Source organism: Cysteiniphilum sp. QT6929 (assembly GCF_030035755.1).
Taxonomy (GTDB): domain Bacteria; phylum Pseudomonadota; class Gammaproteobacteria; order Francisellales; family Francisellaceae; genus Caedibacter; species Caedibacter litoralis.
Genome location: NZ_CP103983.1, coordinates 1,513,414 through 1,532,412, shown reverse-complemented (window position 1 = coordinate 1,532,412; position 18,999 = coordinate 1,513,414). Strand labels below are relative to the sequence as shown.

General features: G+C 40.2%; 22 protein-coding genes. 9 read left to right on the top strand and 13 right to left on the bottom strand.

The annotated features are described in order from the left end of the window. Positions 1-18: 18 nt before the first annotated feature. Positions 19-231, bottom strand: coding sequence for a hypothetical protein (locus NYP54_RS06640; RefSeq protein WP_117001519.1), 213 nt, complete (start codon positions 229-231; stop codon positions 19-21). A 134-nt stretch (positions 232-365) separates the two neighbouring features. Continuing rightward, positions 366-2,387: an excinuclease ABC subunit UvrB gene (gene uvrB / locus NYP54_RS06635; RefSeq protein ID WP_283155850.1), complete on the bottom strand. Its 2,022-nt coding sequence runs from the start codon at positions 2,385-2,387 to the stop codon at positions 366-368. Positions 2,388-2,589: 202 nt separating this feature from the next. Between uvrB and NYP54_RS06630 the strand changes: the two genes are divergently transcribed. Further along, positions 2,590-2,847, top strand: a complete 258-nt coding sequence (locus NYP54_RS06630; RefSeq protein ID WP_117001517.1) for a helix-turn-helix domain-containing protein — start codon at positions 2,590-2,592, stop codon at positions 2,845-2,847. Between the two features lie 98 nt (positions 2,848-2,945). Here the strand turns inward: NYP54_RS06630 and NYP54_RS06625 are convergent, their stop codons facing one another. The 5 genes from NYP54_RS06625 to NYP54_RS06605 all read right to left on the bottom strand — a co-directional run bounded on the left by NYP54_RS06625 (position 2,946) and on the right by NYP54_RS06605 (position 6,753). After that, positions 2,946-3,920 (bottom strand): KpsF/GutQ family sugar-phosphate isomerase, encoded by a 975-nt coding sequence (locus NYP54_RS06625; RefSeq protein ID WP_283155849.1) that lies wholly within the window; start codon positions 3,918-3,920, stop codon positions 2,946-2,948. Between the two features lie 69 nt (positions 3,921-3,989). Then, on the bottom strand, positions 3,990-5,732 hold the full coding sequence (locus tag NYP54_RS06620) for a proline--tRNA ligase (RefSeq protein ID WP_283155848.1): 1,743 nt from the start codon (positions 5,730-5,732) through the stop codon (positions 3,990-3,992). A 36-nt stretch (positions 5,733-5,768) separates the two neighbouring features. Beyond that, positions 5,769-6,020 (bottom strand): hypothetical protein, encoded by a 252-nt coding sequence (locus NYP54_RS06615; RefSeq protein WP_117001514.1) that lies wholly within the window; start codon positions 6,018-6,020, stop codon positions 5,769-5,771. Positions 6,021-6,097: 77 nt separating this feature from the next. Next, positions 6,098-6,517 (bottom strand): type II toxin-antitoxin system VapC family toxin, encoded by a 420-nt coding sequence (locus NYP54_RS06610; protein WP_283155847.1) that lies wholly within the window; start codon positions 6,515-6,517, stop codon positions 6,098-6,100. After that, entirely contained in the window at positions 6,514-6,753 is a 240-nt protein-coding gene (locus NYP54_RS06605; protein WP_283155846.1) for an antitoxin, read from the bottom strand. Before NYP54_RS06605 ends, NYP54_RS06610 begins: the two co-directional genes overlap by 4 nt. A 188-nt stretch (positions 6,754-6,941) precedes the next feature. Between NYP54_RS06605 and NYP54_RS06600 the strand changes: the two genes are divergently transcribed. After that, complete coding sequence (locus NYP54_RS06600; protein ID WP_283155845.1) at positions 6,942-7,592, top strand: 4'-phosphopantetheinyl transferase superfamily protein; 651 nt, start codon at positions 6,942-6,944, stop codon at positions 7,590-7,592. A gap of 198 nt (positions 7,593-7,790) precedes the next feature. Here the strand turns inward: NYP54_RS06600 and NYP54_RS06595 are convergent, their stop codons facing one another. From NYP54_RS06595 to NYP54_RS06585, 3 genes are all read right to left on the bottom strand, one after another. Continuing rightward, positions 7,791-8,264: a TUL4 family lipoprotein gene (locus tag NYP54_RS06595; RefSeq protein WP_283155844.1), complete on the bottom strand. Its 474-nt coding sequence runs from the start codon at positions 8,262-8,264 to the stop codon at positions 7,791-7,793. Between the two features lie 146 nt (positions 8,265-8,410). After that, complete coding sequence (locus NYP54_RS06590) at positions 8,411-8,782, bottom strand: MTH938/NDUFAF3 family protein (RefSeq protein ID WP_283155843.1); 372 nt, start codon at positions 8,780-8,782, stop codon at positions 8,411-8,413. A gap of 15 nt (positions 8,783-8,797) precedes the next feature. Continuing rightward, positions 8,798-9,442 carry a site-2 protease family protein gene (locus NYP54_RS06585; protein ID WP_283155842.1) on the bottom strand — a complete coding sequence of 215 codons (645 nt, stop codon included), beginning with the start codon at positions 9,440-9,442 and terminating at the stop codon, positions 8,798-8,800. Between the two features lie 94 nt (positions 9,443-9,536). Between NYP54_RS06585 and NYP54_RS06580 the strand changes: the two genes are divergently transcribed. The 7 genes from NYP54_RS06580 to NYP54_RS06550 all read left to right on the top strand — a co-directional run bounded on the left by NYP54_RS06580 (position 9,537) and on the right by NYP54_RS06550 (position 14,629). Next, positions 9,537-11,555 (top strand): M3 family metallopeptidase, encoded by a 2,019-nt coding sequence (locus tag NYP54_RS06580; protein WP_283155841.1) that lies wholly within the window; start codon positions 9,537-9,539, stop codon positions 11,553-11,555. After that, positions 11,556-11,894 carry a YraN family protein gene (locus NYP54_RS06575; protein ID WP_283155840.1) on the top strand — a complete coding sequence of 113 codons (339 nt, stop codon included), beginning with the start codon at positions 11,556-11,558 and terminating at the stop codon, positions 11,892-11,894. A gap of 106 nt (positions 11,895-12,000) precedes the next feature. Next, positions 12,001-13,077, top strand: a complete 1,077-nt coding sequence (locus NYP54_RS06570; protein WP_283155839.1) for a tRNA (5-methylaminomethyl-2-thiouridylate)-methyltransferase — start codon at positions 12,001-12,003, stop codon at positions 13,075-13,077. Next, positions 13,077-13,301, top strand: a complete 225-nt coding sequence (locus NYP54_RS06565) for a sulfurtransferase TusA family protein (RefSeq protein ID WP_117001504.1) — start codon at positions 13,077-13,079, stop codon at positions 13,299-13,301. The genes NYP54_RS06570 and NYP54_RS06565 overlap by 1 nt, the downstream gene beginning before the upstream one ends. Before the next feature lie 3 nt (positions 13,302-13,304). Further along, positions 13,305-13,493, top strand: coding sequence for a Trm112 family protein (locus tag NYP54_RS06560; RefSeq protein ID WP_117001503.1), 189 nt, complete (start codon positions 13,305-13,307; stop codon positions 13,491-13,493). After that, positions 13,486-14,250 (top strand): 3-deoxy-manno-octulosonate cytidylyltransferase, encoded by a 765-nt coding sequence (gene kdsB / locus NYP54_RS06555; protein ID WP_283155838.1) that lies wholly within the window; start codon positions 13,486-13,488, stop codon positions 14,248-14,250. The genes NYP54_RS06560 and kdsB overlap by 8 nt, the downstream gene beginning before the upstream one ends. After that, positions 14,228-14,629, top strand: coding sequence for an HIT family protein (locus tag NYP54_RS06550; RefSeq protein ID WP_283155837.1), 402 nt, complete (start codon positions 14,228-14,230; stop codon positions 14,627-14,629). Before kdsB ends, NYP54_RS06550 begins: the two co-directional genes overlap by 23 nt. Before the next feature lie 65 nt (positions 14,630-14,694). Here NYP54_RS06550 and NYP54_RS06545 read toward each other — a convergent pair whose 3' ends face one another. The 3 genes from NYP54_RS06545 to NYP54_RS06535 form a co-directional block, all read right to left on the bottom strand. Further along, positions 14,695-18,072, bottom strand: a complete 3,378-nt coding sequence (locus NYP54_RS06545; RefSeq protein WP_283155836.1) for a DEAD/DEAH box helicase — start codon at positions 18,070-18,072, stop codon at positions 14,695-14,697. Positions 18,073-18,219: 147 nt separating this feature from the next. Next, on the bottom strand, positions 18,220-18,543 hold the full coding sequence (locus NYP54_RS06540) for a cupin domain-containing protein (RefSeq protein WP_283155835.1): 324 nt from the start codon (positions 18,541-18,543) through the stop codon (positions 18,220-18,222). Next, positions 18,540-18,998, bottom strand: a complete 459-nt coding sequence (locus NYP54_RS06535) for a YaiI/YqxD family protein (protein WP_283155834.1) — start codon at positions 18,996-18,998, stop codon at positions 18,540-18,542. Before NYP54_RS06535 ends, NYP54_RS06540 begins: the two co-directional genes overlap by 4 nt. Position 18,999: the final 1 nt, after the last annotated feature.

Here is an 18,999-nt window from a genome sequence, read left to right as displayed (position 1 = left end):
TCACGCTACTAGGTAGGACTATTTGCTTCTAAGGAACCTGCGAATGCGTAAAATAAGGTAAGCAACCACAATAAGTGCAATAATCAGTGCAATGATCGGATGTTCTTGCACAATTTGTGGGATAAAAGATAGCGTTGCTGGAATATTCATTTCAGTGATTATTCGTTCTGCTGCATAGCTGCTGTTATAGAGCATTGCCGCGAATGTTGCAAAACATAGTAAAAATCGCATCGTACACCATGGTAGCTATTAAAGTGCAGAGATTGTAGCATGAAAATGTGAGATATTAACCATCGACAAGTAGATTTTTTCTCAATCTTTGTAAAAAATACGCTATTTAAGTCAATTATAAAGTCATTAACTGGCTATAATAGATACTTTTCTTTGATGGTTTTGATTTGGTCACGCACGTGTCCAGCTTCTTCAAACTCGAGATTGCGCGCATGTTCTTTCATCGACTTTTCGAGTTTTTTAACCAATATTATGGCTTCTTTAACACCGAGAACCTCATCAACTGCAATATCTCTCACCTTTTTACGAGCATTATTCTTTGCCGCCTTTTTACTAAATTCAGGTGATAATTCTAATAAGTCACCAACCTTCTTTTTGATGGATGTCGGCGTAATACCGTAATCAGTATTAAACTGCTGTTGTTTGTTGCGCCGCCGCAATGTTTCATCCATCGCGCGCTGCATTGAGCCGGTAATTACCTCGGCGTATAAAATAGCTTTACCATTAATGTGCCTTGCTGCACGTCCAATAGTCTGGATCAATGATCTCTCGGATCTTAAGAAACCTTCTTTATCCGCATCAAAGATTAAAACCGTACTGACTTCAGGCATATCCAAGCCTTCACGTAATAGATTGATGCCGACCAATACATCAAAGACGCCCATGCGTAGATCGCGAATAATCTCAACACGTTCAACGGTGTCAACATCAGCATGAAGATAACGGACATTGACCCCGTGTTCAGATAAGTAATCTGTGAGATCCTCAGCCATACGCTTTGTAAGAGTTGTGATAAGAATACGCTCATCTTTTTGTACTGCTTTGTTAATCTCAGATAATGCATCTTCCACTTGGATGCTGACAGATCTAACTTCAACCAAAGGATCAAGTAATCCTGTTGGGCGTACAACTTGTTCAGCTACATTTTGTTGATGCTCTTTCTCATAATCAGCGGGTGTGGCTGAGACATAAATCGCTTGGGTAACTAATGCCTCGAATTCATGGAATTTAAGCGGACGATTATCCAGTGCCGAAGGCAGACGAAAACCATAATTAACAAGGTTTTCTTTGCGTGAGCGATCTCCTTTATACATGCCGCCAAATTGCGGGATGGTAACGTGCGACTCATCAATCACAATAAATGCATTTTGCGGTAAATAATCCAGTAATGTCGGTGGTGGCTCGCCAGGTGCTCGAGCTGACAAAAGACGTGAATAATTCTCAATGCCTGTGCAATAACCTAATTCATTAATCATTTCAATATCGTATAGTGTGCGCTGCTCAATGCGTTGGGCTTCAATTAGGCGGTTTTCCTTTTGAAAATAGGCAACACGCTCACGTAATTCATCTTTGATTTCCTCAACCATGGTTTTTTGGCGTTCTTTTGAGCTGACATAATGCGTACTTGGGAATATTGTCGCGCGATAGGTATTTGCAGTGACTTTGCCAGTAAGGGGATCGATGAGTTTAATGCTTTCGATTTCATCATCAAATAACTCAACTCTCACGGCATCTTTATCTGAGTCTGCAGGGAATATATCGATAACCTCGCCACGCACACGATAGGTTCCGCGTGAGAAATCCATATCATTGCGGTGATACTGCATGTCACTTAAGCGTCTTAAAATACTGCGTTGATCGATTTGTTCACCGACTTTAAGGTGCAGTAGCATTTGCATATATTGTTCAGGATCACCCAAGCCGTAGATCGCTGACACGGTGGCAACAATGATTACATCTTGGCGTTCTAAAATCGCTTTGGTGGCAGATAAACGCATTTGTTCAACATGTTCATTAATCGATGAATCTTTTTCGATATAAGTGTCTGATGCAGCAACATAAGCTTCTGGTTGGTAATAATCATAATATGATACAAAATATTCCACGGCATTTTTTGGAAAAAACTGTTTCATCTCGGCATATAATTGTGCGGCAAGTGTTTTGTTGTGTGCAAGAATCAACGTAGGGCGCTGAACATTCTGAATGACATTAGCTACTGTATAGGTTTTCCCTGAGCCGGTGACGCCAAGTAATGTTTGGTGTTTTAAGCCTTCTCTTAAACCTTGAGTTAAGGATGCAATTGCGGTTGGTTGGTCTCCTGCGGGAGTGTAGTTTGTATGGAGTTCAAAGGCATTTTGTTTTCTTTCTAAGTGCATTGTGAAGCCGCTAATTTTAATTCAAACACGAGCTATGATAGCAAAGCTGTGCGTTTATGCGACATTAAAACATGGCAATTTGATTACAGTGATTTCAGCGAAAACGTAAGCATTAAAGTGTAGATCTCTTTATGCAAGCTTTAAATTTACTTCTATCCTTAACAGTACAAGAAAATTAAAGAGTTAGATAAGGATATTCATCATGAGTAGCAATATAGAAAGATTTATTTATGCCATTGCTGAAATGCGCTATGAAGAAGCAAGACGTAACCCGCAAGATGAACCGCGCTTTATGTTAAGTTTAGTCACTGAGGAAATTGAGCGGGGCTTAATTGAGGCAACTTTGGCGTATACAGGATTTCATCTAAGTAATACCGCTGAAGTATTAGGCATAAGTCCTGCAACACTGAAAGCTAAAATCAAAAAGTATGATATTTTTGTATTGGATTTTTCAAGTTAGTCATAATGAAAAAAGTTTCAGCAACGATTACCTCGCCCCATGTGGGAGAGGTCGTGCAGCGCAGACTGTGCGGGTGAGGGGTAATTAAAGCTAGCTACTTAAGCGATACCCTCGCGCACTAAATCATGCATGTGGATAATACCAGCAATTTCATTTTGATGATTTAAAACTGCCAATGTGGTAATTTTCAATTGATTCATAAGGCTTAATGCTTCCATTGCCATTGCATCTTCGATAATTGTCTTTGGTCTTTTGCCCATAACTTCTGCAATGTTAAGCCCTTTTTGATAAAGGGATTGTTGGAAGATTCTACGCAAATCACCATCGGTAAAAATGCCATTGAGTGTCTTGTTATCATCAGATATAAGTGTCATTCCTAGACCTTTAGAGCTGATCTCTAAAATCGCATCTTCTAATGTGCTTTGAGATGTAACAATGGGTAGAGATGCACCTGTTTTCATAAGATCAGATACTTTTAACAGTAAGCGTTTACCCAAAGCACCACTTGGGTGTGAGTTGGCGAAATCTTCCGCACTAAAGTTTTTAGCATTTAATAGTGCAATCGCTAAGGCATCACCCAATACCAATGTTGCTGTTGTGCTTGATGTTGGTGCTAAATTGTGCGGGCAAGCTTCTTTTTCAACCCCAAGATTCAGTGAAATATCCGCAGCTTGCGCCAATGCTGACTGCGGTTTGCTAGATATGGCAATAAGTGGGATATCAAGGCGTTTGATCATTGGAATTAATGACGTTAACTCAGGCGTTGAGCCAGAGTTTGAGATGGCAATGACTACATCTTGACGCGTAATCATGCCAAAATCGCCGTGTCCTGCTTCAGCTGGATGGACGAAGAATGCAGGTGTTCCCGTGCTGGCAAGAGTCGCAGCAATCTTTGAGGCGATGTGTCCTGATTTGCCCATACCGATGATAATCACGCGGCCTTGGCATTTGAGAATTAACTCACAAGCTGCGATGAAACTGTCACCAATATGCTTTTTAAGTTGCTCAAGTGTTTCAATTTCAAGATTGATTGTTTTTAGTGCGTCTTGAGCAAAAGGATGGTTTTTTGACATAACAAAATCAAATAATTAAAGTATTTTTAATGCGTGTTATTGTAAGTGAGGATGGGGTAAAACATCAACCTAGTGACATGGACTTAATGTTGCTTTGCTTGTTTGCTTGGCACAGACCTTTTGCAACACAGCATCAATGGTATAAGGAATCTCAGATTTCTGTTGTGTTTTACGACATTTGTATTCGATGATATCGTTCTCTAGTCCGCGCTCACCAATAATAAGTTGATGTGGTGCACCAATTAAATCTGCATCAGCAAACATAATACCAGGGCGTTCTTTGCGATCATCAAATAAAACATCAAAGCCCGCAGCTCTAAGGTCATTATAAAGTTTATTGGCAACCTCAAAGACTTTAGTTGATTTGTGCATATTCATTGGAATGATCGAGATGTCATACGGTGCGATCTCACTTGGCCAAATAATGCCGTTATCATCATGCGATTGCTCGATTGCCGCCGCAATAATGCGTGTGACGCCAAAACCATAGCAGCCCATAATAAGGTCTTGTTTTTTACCATTTTCATCTAGAATATTAGCGTTCATCGCTTTGGAGTAGTTGTCACCCAGTTGGAAAATATGCCCAACTTCAATGCCGCTGGTAAGCTCAAGTGTGCCTTTGCCGTCAGGAGATATGTCGCCGACAACCACATTACGAAGGTCCGCAACATCATAGCTTTTAATGTCGCGATCCCAGTTTGCACCAAAGAAATGAAAAGCATCTTCATTAGCACCACATACAAAGTCGTGTAACATGACAGCGCTATAATCAGCAATCACTTTAATTGGTGAGTTAACAGGACCTAAAGAGCCGATATTGGCATTAAATGCTTGTTGTATTTCGGCTTCCGTGGCAAAAGTAAAAGGTGCGTTGATTTGAGGTAACTTTTCGATTTTGATCTCATTTAACTCATGATCCCCACGTAGCACTAAGGCAAAGAGTGTATTATCACTATCCTTGATAATAATGGTTTTGATCGTGTTTTCAGGTAACAAGTCAAACTTTTGACAAATATCACTAATAGTTTTCAAATCAGGTGTCGCGATCTTTTCAAGTGATTGAGAAGGAGACTTTCGCACCGCGAGATCTGGTTTTAAATACTCTGCCATTTCAATATTCGCAGCATAATCACTTTGATTGCTATAGCAAACAATATCTTCGCCCGCTACGGCAAGTACCTGAAACTCATGCGTTTTGCTACCACCAATGGCGCCAGCATCAGCATTAACGACACGAAATTTAAGCCCCATACGCGTTAGGATATTACAATATGCTTGATGCATTTTCTGATAGGTGTCTTCTAAGCAATCATAATTGCTGTGGAATGAATAAGCATCTTTCATAATAAATTCACGTGCGCGCATCACGCCAAAGCGTGGACGTATCTCATCGCGGAACTTTGTTTGGATTTGATATAGGTTAAGTGGTAGTTGCTTATAGCTTTTAATTTCTTTGCGTGCAATGTCAACAATCGGCTCTTCATGTGTTGGTCCATAGCAGAAATCACGTTCATGGCGATCCTGCATTTTTAGAAGCTCAGGACCAAATTTTTGCCAACGATGCGTTTCTTGCAGTAGCTCAGCGGGCAATATGCTAGGCATTAAAATCTCACAGGCACCTGCGTTATCCATCTCCTCACGGACGATTGTTTGCACTTTTTGCAGCACTTTCATCCCTGTAGGTAGCCATTGATAAATACCTGAGGCAAGTTTGCGAATTAAGCCGGCGCGTAACATATACTGATGACTAATTAATTCAGCGTCTTTTGGCGTTTCTTTTTCAGTGGCAAGTAAAGTTTGCGATACTCTCATATTAGAATCTTGTGAAAAGCAATGTGTGGGGTTACGTTAGCTCGTTTTTTGAGTCGGTTCAAGCGGATTTTCGGAATTTGTTTTATTTGGTTTATCTGTTAAGAATTGATTGCGTAAAAAAGTGTATAAAACCATTGCTAAAGGAGCCGCATAAACCCAGTAAACAACGTGCCCTTTAACGATAATGCTAAAGTTATTGAAATAGAAAATAGAAGTAAGTGTGGCAATAAAGGTAATGCAAGCAAGAAAGAAGATAGCATCAGCGATATAGCGGAGTTTTTGTTTCATGGCGGGTCTCCCATTAAGTAAACTATGCCAATTATATAATGCAAGCATGCAGTTGAATAGTCGCGTTTAATTAAATACTAACATTCCCAAGGATTAATATAAGGTACCTCAAGTGCGTCAAATGGATTTGTGTCACGTGTTGCAATGGTCATTGAGTTTGCTTTGGCAATAGCTGCAATATAGGCGTCCGCTATGCCGACGGTGATACCGCATTTTCGTGCTTTTGCCATTGATAGTGCATAGATTTTTGCAGCATTCTGATCAAAGCTTAAAACTCTATTGGTAAACAATGGCAGTATGGTTGATTCTAGGCTTTCTTCTAGTGTCGTCTTTTTCTTGCCTGAGGGTAATGCTGCAATACCAAATCGAATTTCTGCAATGCTGATGGTTGATAGGTATAGTGCATCGATTAGTTGATCATCAAGCCATTTGATAACGCTTACATTCGGTCGAGGCTTTAATGGTTCTGAAATAACATTAGTATCGACAAGTATCATGTGAAATCCAGTGGTGAAGGTGGTGTTTTGTCACGATGTGTATCAAGTTTGATAACCCCCACCTCTTTGCGGATGCTGGATAATAGGCTGCCTAGCTTCACTTGGCTTTGGTGCTCAACAGCATTTTTTAGTATTTCTCTAATTTCAGCTTCAGTGCTTCTGCCGTGCTTTAATGCTTTTGCTTTTAGTGCACGATGCACATCATCTGGTACATTGCGGATAGTTAGTACAGCCATATCAGTCTCCTAGCGCTTATATATACCCATCACAAACTACTTTACAGGCAAACACCGCAAAATGATTTGCGAGCGATATCATGGAATTTGTGCTGTCAGTATATGAAAATGCTTTCATTTCTGCAAGTTTACGTTTAAATTTCTAATTTAACTATGAAGCTAAAATGAATCTGCTCAATAAGTCTATAATGATGATTGATATATATGTTCTAAATTTAAATAACTTTAATGCGTTGGAAGCGCTTAATATATTACCACTTGAAGTAAGAGATTATGCCAGCGATTTGAAATTGGAGCGTAAGCGTGTTGAGTATATTGCATCGCAATGGTTGCGCTATAAGTTGTTGAGTGAATGCTTAGGTGTTACTACTACTGATCTACAGTTTTCAAAGACCAGCAATGACCGACCATTTCTTGTTGATAGTATTCTTGATTTTAATATCAGTCATACGCGTGATTATGTTGTCATTGCTATTGCCGAAGGACAGCGTGTAGGTATTGATGTACAGACTAAAAAGGAAAAAGTCGATGTGTTAGCGATAGCAAAGCAGTATTTCGCAAAGAGCGAGTATGACTTGATTGTTGCTAAGAAGGGCGATAGTACGCAGCGAGACGTGTTTTATTGGTTATGGGCATATAAAGAGGCAAGCCTTAAACTGACGGGTCAAGGGATTGCCAATGGGTTAAATCGTTATGTTTTTGAAGTAACTGAAAGTGGAGAATGCAAAAAGAAAAATGTCCAAGATATATATTATTTCCATCAACAATTAGATGAAAATACACCGCTGTGCTTAAGTTTTGAGAGAAGCAGTAGCAAGGTTAGACTGAATTTTTTGTAGAATTTAAGGCTATGACCATATTCTTGCCCACTTTAATTGTGTAAGCATTGGCTGAGCGCAAGTCGAAGCCTCTATGAAGTGCGATTTTCCCAAGCTACCCACTTCGACTGATGCTCAGGGTGCAGTGAATATTTAGTCTTAGCCGCATTTAAAGACTGTTAATGGATAGGAAAGTTACTGTTGAGGTGTTGCCGCGCTCTATTGAGAAACATTGAGCTCAGCTTGACCAACAACTGCTTTGCTTGGTGTGTAAACTACTTCAGCTTTCCATACGCCTGGGCATGCGATTGCGCCATTAGCACTTTGATGCTCAAGTGTGCGGTAAGCCCAAGAGTAATCACTGGCTTCTTTATATTTCATGATTGGAAAGGTTGTGCTTACGCAGTGTGATTGGCTAGGTGCAACCCAGTGAAGTTTTAGATCTCCTTGTTTGGCGCCATTCCAGTCAGTATAAATTTTTGCAACTAAACGCCCATCTTTGGCGCTTAGTTTAACTGTTGAGCTTGGTAATGAGCTATTGTTTATAGTTTGCGTTGAGTTGACTGATGCTGGTGCTGACATTGCTGTAACAGATGCATCTGTGCTTTGTGGTGCCGGTGCTTTAGGTGATGTGGCACAAGCAGATAATAATGCGGCACTAGAAACAATGCCAAGTAGTGTGATTTTTCTCATCGTTGTCTTCCTTCTGTTGTATGAACCTATAAGAATCACTGATCACTATAGACCTAATCCTAGCGTATAGCAAAAAGATATCAAGGAGGTTAGAGAAAATTTAATAAAAAATGACGAAAAATTGATTTATGCCGAGTGTTATGGCTTTAAACGATGATGGCAGCGGCAACGCGACGCCCTTCATTTGCAAGGATATTAAAAGTGCGGCATGCGGCAGCTGAGTCCATAAAGTCAATGGATTTTCCTAGACGAGCAAAAGCAATGATGATTTCTTGCGGCGGAATCTGTGATGTTGCACCAGTGCCAAGAAGGTAAATATGAGCATCAAGTTCGATAAGGGCTTCAATAGCATCAAGATTAAGCGCGTCAATGGATTTAACATCCCAGTTATTATTAATAATTGCCTCAGGTGTGATAATCACGCTGTGAGAAAATGTCTGTTGTGATAGTGTCAGCTCGCCAGACTTATAATGTTTAACAAAAATTGGGGTGTCTGGTTTTTCATGTTCTAATTGCATTGTTTGACCTTGAAATTAAAAGATAAATTGAATGAGTAAAGAGAGTTTATTAATTAGTGGTAACAAGATGCTTGCCAGTAAATTTGATTGCCCAAAAGGAATAAATAGCAATAATAATACGATCAAAAATCCCCAACGCTCTAAACGGTTGTATTGCAAGGCTGCTTTATAAGGCAATAATGCGCTAATAACACGACTGCCATCAAGTGGTGGGATGGGTAGTAAATTAAATACCATCAGCATCAAATTGAGTATGACACCAAATTGTGCCATCTGGTGGAAGCCAAAGTTAGGCACAAATTTCCACAACAAGAACCAGATAATTGCCATAATAAAGTTGGCTAAAGGTCCGGCAATTGCCACAAGAATCATATCTTGGCGTGGCTTTTTGAGGTTGTTGAAATTAACAGGCACAGGCTTTGCCCAGCCAAATAAAAAACCAGTGCTTAATAGAAACATTGCAGTTGGCAGAATGATCGTGCCGAGAATATCGATATGCTTAATCGGGTTTAAAGTAACTCGCCCCATAAGATAGGCGGTTTTGTCACCGCGTAATTTGGCGATATAGGCGTGTGCTGCTTCATGTAGTGTGATAGCAAAGAGCATTGGGATGATAAACATCGCAAAACGCATTAAATAAGTGTTTAGATCAGCAGGCATTGTCTATTAGTGCTTTTTTCGTATTATTTCGCAGTGAAATAAGTGTATTATAAAGCCTTAGCAGAATGAAGAATTTATGCCAAGGAACATACAGATGAGCGATGTAGTTACATTAGATTTACCCAAGTTTTCACAAATAGACATTAATAACGCCAAGATGGAAGTGGAAAAGTCCATCCAGTATTGCCGTGATTTAAAAGAGCAATTACTTAAGGAGAGTAATTACACATGGGATAATTTTATTTATCCTTTGGAAGAAGCCGAAGATGCGCTTAGCAAAACTTTTGGTCCTTTGGGGCATTTAAATGCAGTTAAAAATACACCACAGTTGCGTGAAGTCTATCAATATTGTGTTGAGAAAATATCTGAATACTCAACGCAAACAGCGCAGGATGAACGCATGTTAAAGGCGTATCAAATTATTTTGCAACATGATAAAACTTTGGATCAAGCACAGATTAAGGCGATTAATGATGCTATTCGCAGTTTTAAATTATCAGGGGTGGATCTGGAGGGTGATAAGCGCCAAGAGTTTGAGCAAGTCGTTACCAAGCTTGCCAAGTTGCAAAGTGATTTTGAGAATAATGTGCTTGATGCAACGATGGCGTGGCATTATCACACACTAAATGAGGATGAATTAAAAGGCCTATCAGACAGCGCTAAAGAGCAAGCACGTTTAAAGGCGCAAACAGAAGAAAAGGATGGGTTTGTTTTGGGGCTTGACGCACCAACCTATATTTCCGTGATGCAGCAAGCAGATAATCGCAAGTTGCGCGAGACTTTTTATAAAGCCTATGTCACGCGCGCCTCAAGCGAAGCGGACAATAAAAGCTTTGATAATACCAAGGTTATGCAAGAGATTATGCGCTTAAGGGCTGAAGAAGCTAAACTTTTGGGATTTAAAAACTATGCTGAAGTCTCGCTGGCAACGAAGATGGCAACTTCAGTTGATGAGGTGATGCGTTTTATGCATGATTTGCTTCAAAAGGCAAAACCGCATGCACAAAAAGAGCTTCAAGAGCTTCAAGCATTTGCTAAAGAGTCTGGATTGGCTGATGAGCTTAAGCCTTGGGATAGCGTATATTATTCAGATAAAATGAAAAAAGCACGTTATGACTTCACCTCTGAAGAGCTGCGACCTTACTTTCCTGTGACTCACGTGATGAAAGGCTTGTTTAGTGTATTGTCATCTCTTTATGGTATCACAGCGAAGAAGCGTGATGACTGGGATCGCTATCACCCGCAAACAGATTTATATGAATTTTATGATGAAAACAAGCAACTTCGTGGGGCGATTTTGGTTGATTTCTTTGCAAGAGCACAAAAGCGTGATGGTGCGTGGATGGATGAATGTCGTACGCGCTATAAGCGTCTTGATCATTCAGTGCAAACGCCCGTGGCGTATGTTACTTGTAACTTTATGCCTGCCAATGAAGGTGCTGATGCGTTATTGACGCATAATGATGTATTGACTTTATTTCATGAGTTTGGGCATGCCTTGCAGCACATTCTAACGCAAGTGGAATACTTACCTGTTTCAGGGATTAATGGTGTTGAGTGGGATGCTGTTGAGTTACCAAGTCAGTTTATGGAGAATTTCTGTTGGTGTGAAGAAGGATTACAATTGCTGTCACAGCATGTTGAGACCAAACAAAGCTTACCAAAAGAACTATTTCAGAAGCTAGTTGCCTCACGTCAGTATCAATCAGGTTTAGCGATGTTGCGCCAGCTTGAATTTGCGCTGTTTGATATGCAATTACATCAAAGTAGTGTTGAGAGTTTAGATATTCATCAAGTGATCGAAAATGTGCGCCAATCAACAGCCTTGTTAGAGGTGCCTAAGTTTAATCGCTTTGAAAATAGCTTTTCACATATTTTTGCAGGAGGCTATGCGGCGGGCTATTACAGTTACAAATGGGCGGAAGTGTTATCCAGTGATGCTTTTGCGGAATTTGAACAGGGGCAATCAGTATTAAACAAAGTCATTGGTCAGAAGTTTATGCGAATTATTTTGGAGACAGGCGGCTCAGCACCAGCGACCGAGCTATTTGAGAAATTTAAAGGTCAAAAACCTTCAGTTGATGCGCTACTGCGTCACAATGGTATTGTTTAGATGAGCCGAGCCATTGGTGGTGAGGCGGAAAATAAAGCCTTAACGTTTCTAGAGGCCCAAGGTTTTCACTTAATTGCCAAGAACTTTCTAACACCATTAGGTGAGATCGATCTAATTGGTCAAATTGCGGATGTATTGATATTTGTTGAGGTCAAAGCACGAAAATCAGCGCAATTTGGCTCAGCACTAGAAATGGTGACAAAATCTAAACAGATTAAAGTGCGCAAAACAGCGCAAGTTTTTCTGCAGCAACATCGACATTACCAACATGCCGAATGCCGCTTTGATGTCATCGGCATTACAGGAGATGACATCCAGTGGGTGCAGGCGGCTTTTTAAACAGATACTTCGACAGAAAAGTGTAGAAAGTTTCATTTGAATAATGAAAAAATTGTCTATAGCGCGTACAATGTGCGCAAATTTTAAAGTAGACTCAATATAATAAATGACATCATTACATAATTCTCATTCAGAAAAACCTAAGCAATATAAGGCGGTTTCGCTTATTTCCGGTGGTTTAGATTCCATGTTGGCAACCAAGGTGATTGCAGATCAAGGCATTCATGTTGAAGGGATTAACTTCTTCACTGGGTTTTGTGTCGAAGGGCATACGCATGCCATTCGTAAGAAAGATCAAAGCAAAGAAAAACGTAACAATGCCCTATGGGTTGCTGAGCAACTTGGGATTAAACTGCATATTATCGATGTGATTGAAGAGTACAAAGATGTGCTATTAAATCCAAAATATGGCTATGGCGCCAATATGAATCCGTGTTTGGATTGTAAGATATTTATGGTTAAAAAAGCCAAAGAATGGGCGCTTGAAAATGGTTTTGATTTCATTATTACCGGTGAGGTCATTGGTCAGCGCCCGATGTCGCAACGTAAAGACACTATGCCAGTTATTCAAAAGCAGTCAGGTATTGATGATTTATTATTGCGTCCCTTATGCGCTAAAAATCTACCTGAAACCAAGCCTGAGCGCGAAGGTTGGGTTGATCGGGAAAAACTCTTTGGTTTTCATGGGCGCAATCGTACGCCACAATTTGAGCTAGCCAGTTCATATGGTTTTGTTGATTATGCAACTCCTGCTGGAGGTTGCTGCTTTTTAACCGATAAGCAATACTCGGATAAGTTGGTTGATTTATGGAAAGGTCGTAATGACAAGCGTGATTATGATTTTGATGACATTATGTTGTTGAAAGTTGGTCGCCACTTGCGTCCAAAGCCTGAGTTTAAATTGATTATTGCACGCGAAGAAGGTGAAAATAACTTCTTAAATGGTTATAAGCGCCAATTTCCACATATTACTGTTGAAAGTCATGGTGGACCACTGACCTTGATCGATGGCAATTTTGACACTCAAGATGAAGCGTTTGTCGCCAGAATTATTGCGCGCTTCTCACAAGGAAGAGATGCTGAAAAAGTGACTGTGCGTTTTGCTTACCCTGATGGTGTTGCACGTGAGCATACGGTGAAGCCTTTTACTGTTGATGAAGTACAACAAGCGTGGTATGTCTGATGGAAGTTAATGTTGAGCTAGATTTACGTCGCTTATTATGCCCGATGCCTGTGATTAAAACGCAAAATGCGTTAAAAAAGATGACCGCCGGCGAGCAGTTAAAAGTGACGTGTACCGATCCAGGTGTCAAGCATGATATTCCTGCTTGGTGTAAGATCAATGGCTATGCTATCTTAGAGCAACTTGAAATAGATAATGAATTTATTTTTGTGATTAAGGCGTAACAAATGGATCAAGGGTTATTAAGTATTTTGGTGTGTCCTGAGTGTCAATCATCATTGATATACGATAAGCAAAACAAGATGCTTGTCTGTAAAGCGGATAAATTGGCATATCCCATTATTGATGGTGTGCCGCGTATGCTATTAGAAGAAGCCAAGAAGCTAACGCTTGAAGAAGTCAAACACTATGAGTAAGCGCCATATTATTATTCCAGCGCGTTTGCAATCAAGTCGCCTTGCCAATAAGTTATTACTTGATTTGGCAGGTAAACCCATTATTGAACATGTTTATGAGCGCGCATTACAATGTGGCTTTGAGCAAGTGGTGATTGCAACGGATAGTGAAGAAATTCAAGATGTAGCACACAGTTTTAGTGCGACAGTATGTATGACGGCAGCAGATCATCAATCAGGCACTGATCGCTTAGCTGAAGCCGTACAAAAATTAGCAATTGCTGATGAGGATATCGTTGTTAATATCCAAGGGGATGAGCCATTAATTCCGATGGAAAATGTGATTCAAGCTGCTGATTTGTTGGTTGATAGATCGCAAGCGGTAATGGCAACCTTGTGTGAGCGAATAACTGATGAAAATGAAGTGCATGATCCAAATTGCGTAAAAGTCGTCTTTAATCGTGAGCAATATGCTTTGTATTTCTCAAGAGCGCCCATTCCATGGCAGCGTGGTGTGTTTGACCAAGGTGAGATTAAGATGGGAGATCATTATCGTCATATTGGCTTATATGCTTATCGCGCAGGGTTTCTAAAGGTGTATGCACAGATGGAGAAAAGTCCGTTAGAGCAAATTGAGTCTTTAGAGCAATTACGTGTGTTATGGCATAATCAAAAAATTGCAATTGCTGAAGCTAAGGCGTCAACGCCTCCTGGGATTGACACACAAGCTGATTTAGACAAAGTAAGGAAGATGTATGACAGCTTTTGTGCTCGATAAACGTTTAGCTGATTCCAGTAGCCTCATCAAAGATCTTGGTGATGTTCAGTTACGATTATCAAACAACGCACTGGTGACGTGGTTTCTCATCGTACCTAAAGTGTCCGTCACTGAATGGTTTGAGCTTGATCTGGAGATGCAGCTAAGACTCAATGCTTTGATTAATACATTATCCCACTTTCTCAAAGAGGATTTACACGTTGATAAAGTCAATGTTGCGACAATTGGTAATGTCGTCTCACAAATGCACATTCATGTAATCGGGCGCAAAAAAGACGATTTTTGTTGGCCAGATGTCGTGTGGGGTAAAAGCGAAAGCCAAGCATATGAAGCACATCAAAAAGATGACCTTATTTCGAGCTTGCTAACGCTTATTTAAGTTGTTATCAACGGCAGCTAAACTTCTATATTTAACGGAGTTCACTCAAAGTAAATAGTCTTATCTTAAACAATCGGTTCAAATAAATTCAATAGATCATTTTCACTGAGTTTGAAATCAGCTTGTCCATCTTTGTTATACAACCCACTAGCAAGATCCGCTTTTTTCTGCTGAAGTTTTAAGATTTTTTCTTCAACACTGTCTTTGGCAATAAGCTTATAAACTGTGACAGGTTTATCTTGACCAATACGATAGGCGCGATCCGTGGCTTGGGCTTCAACGGCTGGATTCCACCATGGATCAAAGTGAATAACCGTGTCAGCGGCAACAAGATTCAGACCTGTGCCTCCGGCTTTTAGGCTGATTAAGAAAACCGTGATATCAGGGTTGCTACTGAAGTCATCAATCAGTTTTTGGCGATTTTTAGTTTGTCCGGTTAACTGCACATATTGGATCTTATGTTTGCCAAGCTCAAGTGCAATTAAATCAAGCATCTCGACAAATTGTGAGAATACCAGTACTTTACGCTTTTCAGCAGCAAGTTCGGTTAGCATTTCTAGTAAATAATCAAGTTTAGCCGATTCATGCACTTTTTTGGCACTCTCTAGTTTAACTAATTGCGGATGACAACATGATTGACGTAGCTTTAAGAGTGCATCAAGAATATGGATATGGCTCTTGGCAAGCCCTTGTTTTTTCAAGAGCTCACGTACTTTTTTCTCCATTGTCATGCGCACACTTTCATATAGTTGCTTTTGCGTATTAGGCAGCTCAATAATTTCAATCGACTCAGTCTTTTCAGGCAAATCTTTAGCAACTAGCGCTTTGGTGCGTCGAAGCATAAAGGGTGCAATGCGACTTTTCAGTATTTTTAAACGATCGCTGTCTTGATGTTTTTCAATTGGATTTTTGAAGTGCTTACGAAACTGGCTATCATTGCCCAGGAAGCCAGGCATTAAGAAGTTAAATTGCGACCATAGCTCACCCAGATGATTCTCAAGTGGCGTGCCTGTTAAACAAAAGCGATGTTTAGCTGAAAGGGTGAAAATGCTTTGCGCCTGCTTTGTCTTAGCATTTTTAATCGTTTGAGCCTCATCCAAAATCAGTGCGCTATAGGTATTTTGGCGATGAATTTCTTCGTCTTTTAAAATAAGTGGATAGCTTGTGACGACGATATCGTAGTTAAGCAAGTTATCATAATGCTCGGCACGTTCAGAGCCATGCAATAGCAAAATTGTGAGCTTAGGTGTGAATTTCTCAGCTTCTCTAATCCAATTGCCGACAACTGATGTGGGCGCGACGATAAGGCTTGTACCAAAATCTTTATCAGTGTCGTGTTGTAACTGCAGCCAAGTAAGCGTTTGCAGGGTTTTACCAAGTCCCATATCATCGGCTAACAAACCGCCCATTTCATGTTTTGATAAGAAATCCATCCAGCTTACGCCATAGCGCTGATAGTCGCGTAAAGTTGCTTGTACTTCTTTTGGTGTATCTAGTAGTGGTAACTTTGTTGTGTCTTTCAGTGAGTCAACAAAGCGCTTTAAAGCATTGGCTTTACTATAATCAATCGCACCACTTTTGCCTAGTTGTTCCTCAAGACTCATCAGCGCACCGATTTGGTATTTCGAGAGTTTTAAAGTACCGCCACGCTCATCATTTAATTCAAACAATGAGTTAATGACTGGTTCAATAATGCTGTAATCAATTTTTAAACGGTGGTTCTTATCAACAATGGCGACAAGGTCGTGCTCTTCTTTGTTAAGCCCTTTTTGTAGATATTGCATAATTAGTGGCTGTAGATCGATGGTATTACCGTTGTGATTAACGCTCAGATGTACGTTAAACCAATCATTTTGAATCCCTTCCTCGATGCCAATGTCAATATCATCAGCAACAATATAGTGATGTGCAAAGTCATCATCAAACTCAACCTGCCAGCCTAAAAGTTTGAAGTCCTCAAGATCTTCAACATAGAAGCCTTCCCATTGCTCCTCTGGTTCAATATAAGGATTGCTGTTTAAAATATAACTTTCACCAAATGGCTTGTGTGCTTGATTGCCATAGCCAAAGTAAGCACGTCTTGATTTTACAAAGCCAAATCCTCCTAAGGTTTCAAGCTTAGCTTTTTCAAATTTTATGTCTTTTTCAATCAAGCGACCATTATGCTCAATAATGTGTGTCCCACTTTCATGTGGCTCAAAGCGTGTGCCGTCATATTCAAAGCTAACATCAGCAAAGAAGCCATAATGTGGCCAGTTTACTGATGATCCTTTGCTAAAATGGGCAATTGCTTTTGGCGTGATTTTTTCAGTTTTAAGCTTTTTGACTTTGCTTGGGAATTTTATTTGCTTGCCAAGTGTCGATTTCTCAATGGTGTGACGAACAAATGACATATCATCTTTTGAGATATCTTTAAGCGTATTAAGAAGTGCTAATTGATTGCCAGGAATGTCACTGACGATCTGCCCCATTTTGTTGCCATCAATGTAAAAAGCAGGTGTTGTCGGTATGATTTTGGTGTTTGTTTTGCCATTGATTTGCGCATTAAAGCGAAATGTGCCGTTGACTTCACTCCAATCAATATCAAGCTTGAGATCTGGTGCTAAGGTGCAATGTTTGCCCATGACGATGTCGCCAACAAAAAAACGTTCAGTTGCAATAAGCAGCTTTAAAAATTGCGCGCCGTACTCTCCTGTTAAGCTCGGTAAATGTACCGCATAACGATTGATTTGTGCTTGTAGGTATTTAAAAATCTCAAGGTCTTTAATATCAGCGCAGTCTGGATATTTAGCATAACCGGCAACGATATTGGTAAGGTTGGCACTTTGTGGTTTGCCATAGCCATCGCCACTTTTTAGAATGCGCACATAACTTGCCTCGATCCTATAAGAAAGCTGCTGCCCTTCTTTAGAAGCGACGAGTTGATAGGCAATCACCAAGTTAGAAGGTGCCTTGCCTTGGGATAATAGTGTGCTTTTCTCAAGGCGTATATTGTCATTAAATTGGCGCTCAAAGGCAGCTTTGTCGAAGTGAGATGCGGGGATTTTCGCTTTTTTTATCGGTGGAGCACTAACAGATTTTGTCGCTGTAATTGGGGTGTATGCATTGGATTCTGTTAAACGCTCAGCAAGTGATTTATTAAACATAAATAGCACAGCATAAATATGCTTGCAAAAGTAGCCTACAGGGCATGAGCACTCAGCATCAAGTACGCTTAAGAGTGTTTTTGCTCGTGAGTTCACATCGACAAAAATGCTTTGGGAGTAGGCTTCTTTGCCAGAGCCAAAAACTTCACTCTTAATGACAAAATTAATGCCATCATCGGATGTTGCTTGCAATGATTTGATCGAGTATTGATTGCAATAGGCATGCGCACGCGAAATGGTTGCCTTAGTAAAGTCTTCGGTAATGCTTTTAGGTAAGATGCTTGAAGATAAGCTCATAAATTTTTGTCAAAAGAAAATAAATTGCATCAGTATACCTGAGGCAAAAGTACTAAGACAAACAAGTTTTTGGCAATAACGATACTTTGTTACAATAAACGAAGTACTTTATCCTTCGATTACGCGCAGGATACGATGCATTTTGGGTTAAATGACTGTATCAAAGTGAATGGCAAGCCAAATAGTGGCAGGCGAACTTGATGTATAAGTCACCCAATGTGGCGTATTGCTGGGAATCAATAAAGACTCTCCCGCAGTTAGCGAGTAACTGGTATTATTCATTAGCAGTGTTGCTTGACCTTGTAAAACAAACACCAGTTCATCTTGTGTTTGAATATAAGGCTCATTTTTAGGCGTTGTTTGTCCGTAGGAAACAATGCGTTCAATCTTGATATTTTGTGCATTTTTGATCGCATGAATAATATCAAACAATTCATGTTCAGCGTGTTTAGGGATATCGTATAAATTCATTGTTTGATAAACCCACGTTTAGTCAAGAGCTGATCCAAAGCATTGGCAAAGGCATTGATATTGCTATTTGAGAACGCCTTGGTTTTTGTCTCAACTAATCCGGCATCTCGTAGCTCAGTGAAAAAATTACGCATGGCATAAGTTTGCGAAATATTTGCCTTGGTATATTGCTTGCCATGCGGTGTAATCACCACGGCATCACGATCAGTAACCTCTTTTGCCAGTGGAATATCCGCGGTAATCACCAAGTCACACGTTTCAACCTTGTTAGCGATATAATTATCGGCAACATCAAAGCCTTTATCGACACAGCGCATTTTGATAAAAGGCGATGGCGGGTGTGTAAGTGGTTGGTTGGCAACAAAAATACACATAACTTTGCGTTGGTGCGCTGCCTTATAAAGCACTTCTTTGACGGCTTTAGGGCAAGCGTCAGCATCGATATAAATAATCATA

What these genes read in the sequence shown, in the direction of transcription:
- NYP54_RS06595 (WP_283155844.1), bottom strand. Translation starts at nt 8,264, where the DNA reads ATGAGAAAAATCACACTACTTGGCATTGTTTCTAGTGCCGCATTATTA.
- NYP54_RS06565 (WP_117001504.1), top strand. Translation starts at nt 13,077, where the DNA reads ATGGAAGTTAATGTTGAGCTAGATTTACGTCGCTTATTATGCCCGATG.
- NYP54_RS06550 (WP_283155837.1), top strand. Translation starts at nt 14,228, where the DNA reads ATGACAGCTTTTGTGCTCGATAAACGTTTAGCTGATTCCAGTAGCCTC.
- NYP54_RS06575 (WP_283155840.1), top strand. Translation starts at nt 11,556, where the DNA reads ATGAGCCGAGCCATTGGTGGTGAGGCGGAAAATAAAGCCTTAACGTTT.
- NYP54_RS06535 (WP_283155834.1), bottom strand. Translation starts at nt 18,998, where the DNA reads ATGATTATTTATATCGATGCTGACGCTTGCCCTAAAGCCGTCAAAGAA.
- NYP54_RS06570 (WP_283155839.1), top strand. Translation starts at nt 12,001, where the DNA reads ATGACATCATTACATAATTCTCATTCAGAAAAACCTAAGCAATATAAG.
- NYP54_RS06630 (WP_117001517.1), top strand. Translation starts at nt 2,590, where the DNA reads ATGAGTAGCAATATAGAAAGATTTATTTATGCCATTGCTGAAATGCGC.
- NYP54_RS06625 (WP_283155849.1), bottom strand. Translation starts at nt 3,920, where the DNA reads ATGTCAAAAAACCATCCTTTTGCTCAAGACGCACTAAAAACAATCAAT.
- NYP54_RS06545 (WP_283155836.1), bottom strand. Translation starts at nt 18,072, where the DNA reads ATGAGCTTATCTTCAAGCATCTTACCTAAAAGCATTACCGAAGACTTT.
- NYP54_RS06560 (WP_117001503.1), top strand. Translation starts at nt 13,305, where the DNA reads ATGGATCAAGGGTTATTAAGTATTTTGGTGTGTCCTGAGTGTCAATCA.
- NYP54_RS06580 (WP_283155841.1), top strand. Translation starts at nt 9,537, where the DNA reads ATGAGCGATGTAGTTACATTAGATTTACCCAAGTTTTCACAAATAGAC.
- NYP54_RS06615 (WP_117001514.1), bottom strand. Translation starts at nt 6,020, where the DNA reads ATGAAACAAAAACTCCGCTATATCGCTGATGCTATCTTCTTTCTTGCT.
- NYP54_RS06610 (WP_283155847.1), bottom strand. Translation starts at nt 6,517, where the DNA reads ATGATACTTGTCGATACTAATGTTATTTCAGAACCATTAAAGCCTCGA.
- NYP54_RS06600 (WP_283155845.1), top strand. Translation starts at nt 6,942, where the DNA reads ATGATGATTGATATATATGTTCTAAATTTAAATAACTTTAATGCGTTG.
- NYP54_RS06605 (WP_283155846.1), bottom strand. Translation starts at nt 6,753, where the DNA reads ATGGCTGTACTAACTATCCGCAATGTACCAGATGATGTGCATCGTGCA.
- NYP54_RS06540 (WP_283155835.1), bottom strand. Translation starts at nt 18,543, where the DNA reads ATGAATTTATACGATATCCCTAAACACGCTGAACATGAATTGTTTGAT.
- NYP54_RS06590 (WP_283155843.1), bottom strand. Translation starts at nt 8,782, where the DNA reads ATGCAATTAGAACATGAAAAACCAGACACCCCAATTTTTGTTAAACAT.
- uvrB (WP_283155850.1), bottom strand. Translation starts at nt 2,387, where the DNA reads ATGCACTTAGAAAGAAAACAAAATGCCTTTGAACTCCATACAAACTAC.
- NYP54_RS06585 (WP_283155842.1), bottom strand. Translation starts at nt 9,442, where the DNA reads ATGCCTGCTGATCTAAACACTTATTTAATGCGTTTTGCGATGTTTATC.
- kdsB (WP_283155838.1), top strand. Translation starts at nt 13,486, where the DNA reads ATGAGTAAGCGCCATATTATTATTCCAGCGCGTTTGCAATCAAGTCGC.
- NYP54_RS06640 (WP_117001519.1), bottom strand. Translation starts at nt 231, where the DNA reads ATGCGATTTTTACTATGTTTTGCAACATTCGCGGCAATGCTCTATAAC.
- NYP54_RS06620 (WP_283155848.1), bottom strand. Translation starts at nt 5,732, where the DNA reads ATGAGAGTATCGCAAACTTTACTTGCCACTGAAAAAGAAACGCCAAAA.